This is a genomic window from Streptococcus cristatus (assembly GCF_001588905.1).
In the GTDB taxonomy this organism is placed as follows: domain Bacteria; phylum Bacillota; class Bacilli; order Lactobacillales; family Streptococcaceae; genus Streptococcus; species Streptococcus cristatus_N.
Genome location: NZ_LAWH01000031.1, coordinates 16,398 through 27,015, shown reverse-complemented (window position 1 = coordinate 27,015; position 10,618 = coordinate 16,398). Strand labels below are relative to the sequence as shown.

The following is a 10,618-nucleotide window of genomic DNA, read 5'->3' as shown; positions in this document are numbered from 1 at the left end:
AGAGCCCACTCAACCACTGCGTCTTGCTCTACAATCCAAAGACAATTGAAGAGTCTAGGACTTTTGTCCCAGACTCTTTTTTTGAATTTATAACTTCGTTTAAGGCTAAGAATATTTATGAACTTTATATCGAGGGATACAGCATTTATAAAGGAAAATCAAGAAATAATGCCTAGCAAGCGAGTAGACAAGCTTGATTTTCTATCCTTCTATATAATCTCTTAATGCTTGACCACTTAGGCCGACATTGAGGGCAATCAGCAGCTTGATGCGAGCCTTCGGTGCATTGAGCTCTTTGACAAACATGATTCCGGCTTGGTGCAGTTTGACACCACCGCCTTCATAGGCGTAGACAGGCTCAGCAATGCCGTTGAAACAACGTGAAACGAGAGCGATGGGGAGACCAGCTTCTGCCATCGCTGTTAATGTTTCCGCAGTTTCTTTTGGCAGATTGCCTGCGCCAAAGGCTTCGATGATGAGGCCGTCTAGCTTTTGCCAATCCAGCATATCAAGCAGTTCTGTTTTCATACCGGCATAGGCTGGAATGATGGGCACCAGGCCTGAAATGCTAGTCAGGTCAAAGCGAACGCGGGGCTCTGCTGTTTTAAAATAGAGGATTTCCTGCTTCATGACCAGGCCTAGAGGACCGTGCGTCGGAGTTTGAAAGGTGCTGACGTTGGTGGTGTGTGTTTTGGTGACATATTTGGCAGCATGGACTTCATCATTCATGACAACGAGAACGCCCTTGCCTCGACTCTTCTCGTCACTGGCTACCCGCAAAGCAGACAGGTAGTTATAAACTCCGTCACTACCGAGTTCATTTGAACTTCTCATAGCTCCGGTCAAAACGACAGGGATATCAGGTAGGTCCATGGTATCAAGGAAGTAGGCCGTTTCCTCTAGAGTATCGGTTCCGTGGGTAATGACCACACCGTCGTATTGGTCAGCGTCAGCTTTGATTTTTTGGTAGAGGTCGAGCATGTGCTGGGGAGTGATGTGAGGACTGGGAACGTTGAAGAAATCAACCACCGTCACTTCAATACCATCTAAAGGAACAGCCACATGGTTCATGGGATTGTCTTGGCTGCTATTGACAGCGCCACTTCCATCAGCCTGCATGGAAATGGTTCCACCCGTATGTAAAACTAAAATCTGCTTATTCATAGATGTGCTTCTCCGCGAATTGTGTTATAATTTATTGTATCATAAAAGGAAAGAATGAGAAAATCAATGGAAATAAAAGCCGTCTTTTTTGATATAGATGGAACCTTGATTAATGACAGTCGAACCGTCTTGAAATCGACAGAAGCTGCCATTAAGAGTTTGCAGGAACAGGGGATTTTGGTCGGTTTAGCAACAGGTCGGGGCCCCTTCTTTGTCAAACCTTTTATGGACAAGCTGGATTTAGACTTTGCTGTCACCTACAATGGTCAGTATATTTTTTCAAAAGATAGGGTCATCTCTGCCACACCGATCGATAAGCAGAGCCTGCGTGATCTGATTGCCTATGCCAAGGAGCACCGAAAAGAGATTTCCTTGGGAACAGAACAGGCCATGCAAGGTTCAAAAATTATGACCTTTGGTATGAGTTCTTTTTCACAGTGGGCTACCCAGTTTATTCCTAGAAAAATGACTCGGACGGTGAGCCATGGTTTTAACAAGATTGTCAGTAAGGCCCTGCCTCAGCATGAAGAAGACCTGCTGAAATTGATTCAAGAACCTATCTATCAAGTTCTGATTTTGGCGGATCCGGCTGAGAGTGCAAAGATTGAAGCAGATTTCCCCCATTTGAAATTTACTCGTTCGAGCCCCTATGCAGCGGACATCATCAATCAAGGGATGTCCAAGCTGGAGGGGATTCGTTTAGTCGGTCAAGAATACGGCTTTGATATCAATCAGGTCATGGCCTTCGGCGACTCTGACAATGACTTGGAAATGCTATCGGGAGTTGGCTTGTCTATTGCTATGGGAAATGGTACCAGCTCTGTCAAGGAAGTAGCCAAGCATACGACTAGCAGCAATAGTCAGGATGGGATTCATCGGGCACTAGAACATTTCGGTATTTTGGCCAGCGAGAAAGTCTTTGTATCCCGCGATCACCATTTCAATAAGGTCAAGACTTTCCATGGTGTCATGGATGAGTCTACGCAGGAAGAACCCATCGCTTGGACACCAGAGGAAGCTCGGCATCGTGCTGACTTCAAGTTGGAAGAGTTGGTTGAATTTCTCAGAGCTGCCAGCTCATCAGAGGAAGAATTTGATCAGTCGATGGCTAGAATGCACGAGGCTTTAGATAAGGCTGCTGCCAAGGTTCGTAGCAAGAGCAAGGCAGAAATCTCCTTAGTTGGTCAAGTGGATGCTCTGATCGATACGCTCTACTTTACTTACGGTAGCTTTGTCTTGATGGGAGTTGATCCTGAGCGGATTTTTGATATTGTCCATCAGGCCAATATGGGGAAGATTTTCCCAGATGGAAAAGCGCATTTTGATCCAGTGACCCATAAAATCCTCAAACCAGATGACTGGGAAGAAAAATATGCGCCAGAACCAGGGATCGAACGGGAGTTGGAGCGACAGATTCAGGCCTATCAGCGCAATGTGGAAAAGGCTCAAAAAGAAACAAAAGACGAAGAGTAGCGACTCTTCATCAGCAGAATTTTTATTTTACGATACTCAATCGAATTATTTTACGGAGGTTTTCTCATGTTATCAAGAGTTGAAAAATTTGAAGCAGCCTTGGCTCAGACAGAATGCGATGCTGTCCTAGTAACCAATCTGAAAAATATTTACTATCTGACTGGTTTTAGTGGCACAGAAGCGACGGTTTTCATCAGCAAGTCACGACGGATTTTCTTGACGGATTCTCGCTATACCTTGATTGCCAAGGGCGTGGTTGAAGGCTTTGATATTGTTGAAACGCGGGATGCAGTTGGAGAAATTGCTAAAATCATTGCAGACGATCAGTTGGCAAAAATCGGTTTTGATGATGAAATTTCCTATGCTTACTTCAAGATGCTGGAAAGTGTGTTTGCTGGTCATGAGTTGGTGCCCATGACAGCCTTTATCGAAAATTTGCGCATGATTAAGGATGAGCAAGAAATCGCGACCATTCGCAAGGCCTGCCAGATTTCTGATCAAGCCTTCCTAGATGTGCTGGACTTTATCAAGCCTGGTCAGACGACAGAGCTGGCTGTCATGAACTTTTTGGATGCCCGTATGCGCCAGTTAGGTGCTTCAGGTGCCTCCTTTGACTTTATCATCGCTTCGGGCTACCGTTCTGCTATGCCGCACGGTGTGGCTAGTGACAAGGTCATCCAAAATGGTGAAACCCTGACCATGGACTTTGGTTGCTACTACAATCACTATGTCAGCGATATGACGCGGACTGTTCATGTGGGGCAGGTGACGGATGAAGAGCGGGAAATTTATGATATTGTCCTGCGTAGCAATCAAGCCTTGATAGAAGCAGCTAAAGCCGGACTCAGTTATATCAACTTCGATCGGATTCCACGCCAGATTATCAATGATGCAGGCTACGGACCTTACTTCAGCCACGGAATTGGCCACGGAATTGGGCTGGACATCCATGAGATTCCTTACTTTGGTAAGTCAGAAGAACCGATCAAGGCTGGTATGGTTCTGACCGATGAACCGGGTATCTATCTGGATGGCAAATACGGCGTTCGGATCGAAGATGACCTTCTGATTACAGAGACTGGTTGTGAGGTCTTGACCCTTGCTCCAAAAGAGTTGATTGTGATTTGAGAATTATCAAGCTTTATGGTAGAATAAAGAGTAAATTATTTATTAAAGAGGTAAAAAACAAATGATTGAAGCAAGCAAGCTGAAAGCTGGAATGACTTTTGAAACTGCAGATGGTAAATTGATCCGCGTCTTGGAAGCAAGCCACCACAAACCAGGTAAGGGAAATACTATCATGCGTATGAAATTGCGTGATGTTCGTACTGGTTCTACATTTGAGACTAGCTACCGTCCAGAAGAAAAATTTGAGCAAGCGATCATCGAAACAGTACCAGCACAATACTTGTACCAAATGGATGGCACTGCGTATTTCATGAATACTGAGACTTATGACCAATACGAAATCCCAGTCGTTAATGTAGAGGACGAGTTGAAATTCATCCTTGAAAACTCAGACGTGAAAATCCAATTCTACGGATCAGAAGTGATCGGTGTGACAGTACCTACAACTGTTGAATTGGTGGTAACAGAAACACAACCATCTATCAAAGGTGCTACTGTAACAGGTTCTGGTAAACCAGCAACTCTTGAAACAGGTCTTGTTGTCAACGTACCAGATTTCATCGAAGTTGGACAAAAATTGGTCATCAATACAGCAGAAGGAACTTACGTTTCTCGTGCGTAATTTCAATCTTTCATATAGAAAGGAATTCTTATGGCAAACGAACAATTAGGCGAAATCGTTATTGCGCCACGAGTCTTGGAAAAAATTATTGCCATTGCTACGGCTAAGGTAGAGGGCGTTCATTCTTTTGCAAATAAAAGCATGTCAGATAGCCTTTCTATGCGTACGCTTGGACGCGGTGTTGCGCTGCATACGGATGAAAGTGGCGACATATCAGTTGATATCTACCTCTATCTGGAGTACGGTATTAGTGTGCCAACAGTTGCAGTTGCGATCCAAAAGGCGGTCAAAAGTGCTGTAAACGATATGGCTGAAGTAGAACTGTCTGCTGTTAATATCCATGTAGCAGGTATTGTTCCAGAAAAATCACCAAAACCAGATTTGAAAGATCTGTTTGATGAGGATTTCCTCAATGACTGATGTTTTGTTAGAATCTAGAAGAGAGCTACGCCAGCGGGCGTTTCAGGCCTTGATGAGCCTAGAGTATGAAGGGGATGCCATTGAGTCTTGTCGCTTTGCCTATACTTATGATAAGGACGAAGAGCAGACAGATGCTGAGGTCAATATCCCAGCCTTTCTACTCAACTTGGTCACAGGAGTATCTCAATTCAAGGAAGAGTTAGATAAGAAAATTGCCCAGCACTTGAAAGCAGGCTGGACAGTTGAGCGTCTGACCTTGGTGGAAAAGAATATCCTGCGATTAGGCATCTTTGAAATCACAGAGTTTGATACTCCTGAGCGAGTAGCGGTCAATGAAGCTATTGAACTTTCCAAGCAATTTTCTGATGAAAAATCAAGTAAGTTTATCAATGGTATTTTAAGCCAATTTATAACAGAAGAAAAAGACTGAGACGACTGTCTCAGCTTTTTTGTTTTTTGATAGTCGCAGTTGCTGATAATGCTTAAAAAGTTTCCATTATAGCAACCTAGACCTTGGCTGGTCCTTTTTCCTATAGATTCGTGGTAACCTAGGCCTCGGCTGGTTCTTTTTCCTATAGATTCATAGTAACCTAGGTCTCGGCTGTTCCTTTTTCCTATAGAATCGTGGCAATCTAGACCTCGGCTGGTCATTTTCCCTATAGAATCATGGTAACCTAGGTCTCGGCTGCTTACTTTTCCTATAGATTCCTGGTAACCTAGGTCTCGGCTGTTCACTTTTCCTATAGATTCATGGCAATCTAGACCTCGAATGTACTTTTCATCCCTATTTATAGGATAAATCGCTTTCGTTTCTTAGGATTTTTACTAGGTTTTTTAGAGATGAGGAATGGTCTAGTCAGTCTAAGTAAGAAAAGAAAGAGATAAGAGAAAAACGCCTAAAGAGCAATTCCTTAGAAGAGAGTTTTTGGGGAGAATCTTGGGATTTAATAACTATTTGAATAGGGCTATACGGGAAAATTTAAATTGCTGGTAAACTTGATAATGTTGAAAAAGTTGCTGTCTGTTTTTGTATAGTGGTAGTGTAAAATAAGTTGTGTGAACACAAAAGGGAATAAATCCGTTTTAGTAGAGTTGCGAAACATTACTAGAAAGAGATTTATTCATATGACTCAGTTTACCACAGAACTACTTAACTTCCTAGCCCAACAGCAAGATATTGATGAATGTTGCCGTTCTTCTCTTGAAACAGCCATGAATGATCTGCTTCAAGCGGAGTTATCAGCCTTTTTAAGGGATGAGCCTTACGATAAAGTAGGCTATCATACTGGAAATAGTCGTAACGGAACCTATTCACGGAAATTTGAAACCAAATATGGGACTGTTCAGTTAACCATTCCAAGAGATCGTAATGGGAACTTTAGTCCAGCTTTGATCCCCGCTTATGGACGTCGCGATGACACTTGGAAATGTTCTGACACCCTTGAAAGCTTATTTGATTAACACTTCGTAACTCTACTTGAGCGTTTACACAGAATTATGGAATATATCTACAATTATCTAAAAGCTTGTAAGAAATAATAAAATAAAGTAATAAGAATGGTATAATAGGTAGAATACATATTTAGTCCTGATGGTCTTCCGATGATAGGAGCGACTGTGATCGCTTTTATTGAATTGATAAATGAGAAGATTAAAGCGGTGTAGACAAATTAGAGATTCTAGGTGTGTTGAAATGGAAAAAGATATACAGTTATGTTTGATGGAAGAAGATGACCGAGAGCTGTTTATTTTGGATAATCAGGAAGCTTTTAACTACGGGGCTTTGGAGGAGTTTGGGTGTAGAGATAACCACTTTGAAGAAGATAGTCAAATCATTTCACGAGAGACCATCGAACAGTCCATTGACCACGGAAAGGCTTATCGTATTATTCTTGAAGAGAAAAAAGTTGGCGGTGCTGTAATTAAAGTTGATGGAGAAAAAGGAAGTTTAGACCTGCTATTCGTTTCCCCAGATGCTCACGGTAAGGGAGTTGGATATGCTGCTTGGTGTCAAATTGAAAAGTTACATCCAGAAGTCAAAATTTGGGAAACTATGACACCATACTTTGAGCAGCGTAATATACATTTTTATGTCAATAGATGTGGGTTTCATATTGTTGAATTTTTTAATAAATTTCATCCTGACCCAAATGAGCCAGAAGCGGATGTTAAGGAATTTGATGAGCAATTTCCAGACGGAATGTTTCGGTTTGAAAAAAGAATAGATTAAATTAGAAGTTGGAATTGCAATAGAGCGGTGCTTAATGACCATCTTAAAGATAATGCTAATAACGGTCAGTGTTGCATTTATTATGTTTGGATATGAGATCCCCCCAAGGGAGTATCTAATAGTTTGTATTATTAAGAGCTTTAAGGTACTTGAAAAATTCCAAGAAGAGGAATAGCTTAGAGCAGGTGAATACAAGGATTATTTGCAGATTACAGGAGGATAAGCATGACGATTGTTTTGATTTCAGTTATTATTGCATTTCTATATCATAAAATCGCAGAACATTTTAAGAATAGTTATATTGATTTTATTCTATTTCTATCATTGATTTTGTATCATTTTATATGGGATTACTATTTCTTACCAATTGACATAGTAATAGCCCTCAGTGGGGTATATTTACTATCAAATTTCTTTGAAAAGGTGAGAAGTAAGCAATGAAACCGATTTAGAGAGAGTCACTATAAAATGAAAGTTAAAAAGTTAGGTATTTAAAATGAAACATTTTTTTGCAGGGCTTGGTGCCATAAACTTTGCTAGTTATCTAATTGCTATAGGTGTAGGATTGGCACCTCTCTTTCACATTTTTATAATCTGTTCGGAAATAAGTTTTGGAAAAATAGTATTGTCTATAATAGCTATACTTTTAATCATAATTTTAACGATTGCGCGAATTTATAGAAGATTTTTCTATGTAGATTAGTTTGATTTCCTTTAGAATTTGGGAAAACCTTATCTTTCTAAAAAAACGAACAGTGCTATTGAATGCAGGCGATAGGCTAAGGAAAGCGATAGTGAATATAACACCAAAAAGTAATCAGGGATTGAACTGTGCAACTTAGGCCTCTGCTAGTTACTTTTCCTATAGAATCATGGTAACCTAGGCCTCGGCTAGCTACTTCAAACTTAGTTATAGAAGAAAGTCTTCCTAGGTTGAGCTAACATTGAAGTAATTACTAGGGATTAATGATATTAAAAGTCCCCCAAAAGTTGGTTTCTGCCAAACCTTTGGGGGATTCGTCAAGATGAAGTAATTTAATGAAGATCAAAAAAGTTATACACTTTTGCCAGGCAAGAGGTTCACAGGCAGGAAGTAGCCGGTCGTTGTGACTTCTTGCTTGTCAATTTTTTGTAGCAGTAAATCGACCAGAAGTTTGGCAATCTCCTTCAGTGGCTGTTTAATAGTCGCTAATTGAGGATAATAGTTCTCCACAAAGTAAGTTCCGTCGTAGCCGATGATTTTTAAATCTTTAGGAATCTGGATGCCCAGCTCCTGAGCGACTTTCATCACTAAAATGGCTGTCAAATCATCTGAAGCAAAGATAGCATCGGGCTTCTCATGGGTTAAAATATGCTTGATTTCCATTTCCTTTCGGACGGGAGAATAATCGCTGGAGACATTGATAATCGGTGCGTCCGGCAGGACGGAAGCAAAGCCAGCATGGCGCAGGCCAGTTGGGGAATTGGAATTATCATTACCAGTAATCATGATGATATTTTGAGCGCCAGCCTTGACCAAGGTCTGAGCAGCCAGTACTCCGCCACCATAGTTGTCTGAGGAGACAACTGGGATATCTGGTGAAAGGTTACGGTCAAAGGAAATGATAGGAGCAGTTACGCGATTATAGTCTTCGATGCCTAGATTGTGACTGCCGGAGATGATACCATCCACCTGATTGGCCTCCAGCATCTCAAGGTACTCACGCTCCTTGTCTGAGTCATGCTCGCTATTGCAAATGATGGTTTTATAGCCTTGTTTAAAGAGCTCATGCTCTAGCTTGCCAATCAATTCTGCATAAAAGACATTGCTGATATTTGGGAAAATGAGTCCAATTAGCTTGGCTGATTTTCCTTGGAGGCTGCGCGCCAGATTGTTGGGCTTGTAGGCCAATTCTCGCATGGCTGCTTCAACCTTGGAAATCGTTTTGTCGGATAAGTAGCCCTTCCTATTGATGACGCGGGAAACAGTTGTAGGGCTGACTCCTGCTAGTTTTGCTACATCAGTTAGCTTTGCGACCATAATCTAATTCATAGTAAGTACCGGTTGGATTGCCCTTGGTAATGGCAATGCCTGTCTGGTCTTCTCTCGGGAAGACACGGCCGGAAAATACTTTCTCTCCTTTATTGATGAAAATTTCAAAAATCGATTTATCGATGAAGATAGTAGCGCTCGTTGCTTCCTTGCCAATATCACAGCTTCGGCTGGTTCCAAAGTCCAGAGCAAATGGCTCGCCCGCTTGACTGCGGTCAACTGTCACTTGTCCTTCCTTGAGGTCGAAGTTGATGCGTAGGCCCTTGCCATCCTTGTCTGCAAAGAGGACGATTTCGTGTTCGGTGTCCGCAGCGAGATTTAGCTCTAGTTCGTAGCTGTTCTTGCTTTCTGTCAAAGTAGTGAAAGGCTGAGCCTCTGCTCGTAAGTCCTTGATTGCTGGGACTGGGTATTGGTAGAGCTTGCCGTCTTTCAGGGTCAATTCCTTGACGAGGGAGAAGACTCCTTGATGATCAAAGCGGTCAGATGGGTATTCCACATCAGGCAAGCCTAGCCAGCTGACAGCTAGTGCACGACCGTCAGGTGCGTTAAAGGCTTGGGTTGCGTAGCAGTCGAAGCCGTAGTCCAGATTTTGGATGGTGCTAGGCTCAATCATAGCAGCTTGACTTGTGTCAAACGATTGACCTATTTTATACATATTTGGATAGATGTTGCCATAGTCCAGTACGTCTTTAGACAAGCCTTGAGGGCAGTAGAGCAGGACTGGTTGGTCATTGATAAAGACTAGGTTTGGACACTCCATCATATAGGCCGTCTTGTCATTGGCAAAGTCCAAATCGCCAATAGCTTCCCAGTTGGTGTAGTCGTTATCAATTGCCTTGTAAAGCTTGATATAGCCTTGTTTGTCTAGATTTTGCCCACCAACAATAGCATAGAATTGCCCTTTGTAATTGAAAATCTGTGGATCGCGGAAGTGGTCAGTCGCTTCAGCAGGTTGCTCAATTAAAACCTTGTCAATTTTTTCGAGCTTGCCTGATTTATCTAACAAGGCACCGATCTGATAAGGGTGACGTACCCAGTTTTCATCACGAACATTGCCGGTGTAGAAGAGAAAGAGCTCGTCGTCAAACTGCATGGCAGAGCCTGAGTAGGCGCCGTGGCTGTCCAAAGCAGTATCTGGCAGCACCCGAAGGCCGGTTTCAGTGAAGTGAACTAGGTCATCACTTTCTAATTGAACCCAGCACTTGAGACCGTGGGCTGCCCCGAAAGGAAAGTTTTGGTAGAAAACCACCCATTTTCCGTCAAAATAAGAAAAACCATTGGGGTCATTGAGCAGACCTGTCTGAGGCTTCACATGATAGCTAGCCCGCCAAGGAGATTTAGCGATATTTTCTTTGATCTGCTGTACCTCTTCCTGAGTCCAGTCTTCATAGCGTTTGTAGCGTTTTTCAGTCGTCCAAGCCAATCTTTTGTCCTCCGAATCATATTATTTCTTATTACTATAGTAAACGTTTTCTGCTGAAAAATCAACATTTAACAGTAAAAAAATATTTTTTCTGCAAAACGCTTGACATATCTCTGAATCATGGTA

At 42.2% G+C, this 10,618-nt stretch carries 12 protein-coding genes and 1 pseudogene; 10 read left to right on the top strand and 3 right to left on the bottom strand.

The window, feature by feature from the left end:
- Positions 1 to 201: 201 nt before the first annotated feature.
- On the bottom strand, positions 202 to 1,164 hold the full coding sequence (locus A0765_RS06835) for an asparaginase (protein ID WP_062005540.1): 963 nt from the start codon (positions 1,162 to 1,164) through the stop codon (positions 202 to 204).
- 66 nt (positions 1,165 to 1,230) lie between these two features.
- On the opposite strand from A0765_RS06835, the gene A0765_RS06830 reads away from it, so the two are divergent.
- The 10 genes and pseudogenes from A0765_RS06830 (at position 1,231) to A0765_RS10645 (ending at position 7,740) form a co-directional block, all read left to right on the top strand.
- Positions 1,231 to 2,637 carry a Cof-type HAD-IIB family hydrolase gene (locus tag A0765_RS06830; protein ID WP_062005538.1) on the top strand — a complete coding sequence of 469 codons (1,407 nt, stop codon included), beginning with the start codon at positions 1,231 to 1,233 and terminating at the stop codon, positions 2,635 to 2,637.
- 66 nt (positions 2,638 to 2,703) lie between these two features.
- Positions 2,704 to 3,765: a M24 family metallopeptidase gene (locus A0765_RS06825; RefSeq protein ID WP_062005536.1), complete on the top strand. Its 1,062-nt coding sequence runs from the start codon at positions 2,704 to 2,706 to the stop codon at positions 3,763 to 3,765.
- Positions 3,766 to 3,826: 61 nt separating this feature from the next.
- The gene (efp, locus tag A0765_RS06820; RefSeq protein ID WP_045500742.1) at positions 3,827 to 4,387 is read left to right on the top strand and encodes an elongation factor P; all 561 of its coding nucleotides are present in this window, start codon (positions 3,827 to 3,829) and stop codon (positions 4,385 to 4,387) included.
- A gap of 30 nt (positions 4,388 to 4,417) precedes the next feature.
- On the top strand, positions 4,418 to 4,807 hold the full coding sequence (locus A0765_RS06815) for an Asp23/Gls24 family envelope stress response protein (RefSeq protein WP_045500744.1): 390 nt from the start codon (positions 4,418 to 4,420) through the stop codon (positions 4,805 to 4,807).
- A complete protein-coding gene (nusB, locus tag A0765_RS06810; protein ID WP_062005535.1) occupies positions 4,800 to 5,237 on the top strand; it encodes a transcription antitermination factor NusB in 438 nt (145 codons plus the stop codon). Before A0765_RS06815 ends, nusB begins: the two co-directional genes overlap by 8 nt.
- Positions 5,238 to 5,932: 695 nt before the next feature.
- Positions 5,933 to 6,226: pseudogene (locus A0765_RS06805) on the top strand (transposase); the annotation flags it as partial.
- Positions 6,227 to 6,385: 159 nt separating this feature from the next.
- Positions 6,386 to 6,472: a CD1845 family protein gene (locus tag A0765_RS10755; protein WP_221760745.1), complete on the top strand. Its 87-nt coding sequence runs from the start codon at positions 6,386 to 6,388 to the stop codon at positions 6,470 to 6,472.
- A gap of 28 nt (positions 6,473 to 6,500) precedes the next feature.
- A complete protein-coding gene (locus tag A0765_RS06800) occupies positions 6,501 to 7,037 on the top strand; it encodes a GNAT family N-acetyltransferase (RefSeq protein ID WP_062005533.1) in 537 nt (178 codons plus the stop codon).
- Positions 7,038 to 7,262: 225 nt separating this feature from the next.
- Positions 7,263 to 7,478, top strand: a complete 216-nt coding sequence (locus A0765_RS10650; protein ID WP_062005531.1) for a hypothetical protein — start codon at positions 7,263 to 7,265, stop codon at positions 7,476 to 7,478.
- 55 nt (positions 7,479 to 7,533) lie between these two features.
- On the top strand, positions 7,534 to 7,740 hold the full coding sequence (locus A0765_RS10645) for a hypothetical protein (protein ID WP_062005529.1): 207 nt from the start codon (positions 7,534 to 7,536) through the stop codon (positions 7,738 to 7,740).
- Positions 7,741 to 8,091: 351 nt separating this feature from the next.
- Here A0765_RS10645 and A0765_RS06785 read toward each other — a convergent pair whose 3' ends face one another.
- Both A0765_RS06785 and A0765_RS06780 read right to left on the bottom strand, forming a co-directional pair.
- Positions 8,092 to 9,057: a LacI family DNA-binding transcriptional regulator gene (locus A0765_RS06785; protein ID WP_062005526.1), complete on the bottom strand. Its 966-nt coding sequence runs from the start codon at positions 9,055 to 9,057 to the stop codon at positions 8,092 to 8,094.
- The gene (locus tag A0765_RS06780) at positions 9,038 to 10,492 is read right to left on the bottom strand and encodes a sucrose-6-phosphate hydrolase (RefSeq protein ID WP_062005524.1); all 1,455 of its coding nucleotides are present in this window, start codon (positions 10,490 to 10,492) and stop codon (positions 9,038 to 9,040) included. The genes A0765_RS06785 and A0765_RS06780 overlap by 20 nt, the downstream gene beginning before the upstream one ends.
- Positions 10,493 to 10,618: the final 126 nt, after the last annotated feature.

Excerpts from the sequence above, each read along its gene's own strand:
- A0765_RS06835 (WP_062005540.1), bottom strand. The coding sequence starts at position 1,164 with ATGAATAAGCAGATTTTAGTTTTACATACGGGTGGAACCATTTCCATG.
- A0765_RS06830 (WP_062005538.1), top strand. The coding sequence starts at position 1,231 with ATGGAAATAAAAGCCGTCTTTTTTGATATAGATGGAACCTTGATTAAT.
- A0765_RS06825 (WP_062005536.1), top strand. The coding sequence starts at position 2,704 with ATGTTATCAAGAGTTGAAAAATTTGAAGCAGCCTTGGCTCAGACAGAA.
- efp (WP_045500742.1), top strand. The coding sequence starts at position 3,827 with ATGATTGAAGCAAGCAAGCTGAAAGCTGGAATGACTTTTGAAACTGCA.
- A0765_RS06815 (WP_045500744.1), top strand. The coding sequence starts at position 4,418 with ATGGCAAACGAACAATTAGGCGAAATCGTTATTGCGCCACGAGTCTTG.
- nusB (WP_062005535.1), top strand. The coding sequence starts at position 4,800 with ATGACTGATGTTTTGTTAGAATCTAGAAGAGAGCTACGCCAGCGGGCG.
- A0765_RS06800 (WP_062005533.1), top strand. The coding sequence starts at position 6,501 with ATGGAAAAAGATATACAGTTATGTTTGATGGAAGAAGATGACCGAGAG.
- A0765_RS10650 (WP_062005531.1), top strand. The coding sequence starts at position 7,263 with ATGACGATTGTTTTGATTTCAGTTATTATTGCATTTCTATATCATAAA.
- A0765_RS10645 (WP_062005529.1), top strand. The coding sequence starts at position 7,534 with ATGAAACATTTTTTTGCAGGGCTTGGTGCCATAAACTTTGCTAGTTAT.
- A0765_RS06785 (WP_062005526.1), bottom strand. The coding sequence starts at position 9,057 with ATGGTCGCAAAGCTAACTGATGTAGCAAAACTAGCAGGAGTCAGCCCT.